At 67.9% G+C, this 392-nt stretch carries 1 protein-coding gene; it reads right to left on the bottom strand.

Annotation, left to right across the window (positions count from 1 at the left end; translation table 11 throughout):
- Nucleotides 1–392: pyridoxal-phosphate dependent enzyme (locus U5A57_RS41430; protein ID WP_321918126.1), on the bottom strand; the 392-nt coding region annotated here is incomplete at both ends.

The raw sequence follows: 392 nt of genomic DNA on the forward strand, positions 1-392 counted from the left end.
GCCACCAGCGTCTGGCCTTCGATGCCCTCGCGCTCCGCGTACTGCTTCGCGCCCGCCACGGCCAGCGCGCCCGCGGGTTCGAGCACGCTGCGCGTGTCCTGGAAGACGTCCTTGATCGCGGCGCACAGGGCGTCGGTATCGACGGTCAGCACTTCATCGAGATAGGCCTGGCACAGGCGGAAGGTTTCCTCGCCCACGAGCTTGACTGCCGTGCCATCCGAAAACAGGCCGACTTCAGTCAGCTCGACGCGCTTGCCTGCCTTGATCGACTGCGCCATCGCGCAGGAATCGTCGGTCTGCACGCCGATCACCTTGATGTCGGGGCGCACGGCCTTCACGTAGGCCGCCACGCCTGCCGCCAACCCGCCGCCGCCGATCGGCACGAAGATCGC

The sequence above is a fragment of the Paraburkholderia sp. J11-2 genome, from assembly GCF_905220185.1.
In the GTDB taxonomy this organism is placed as follows: Bacteria; Pseudomonadota; Gammaproteobacteria; order Burkholderiales; family Burkholderiaceae; genus Paraburkholderia.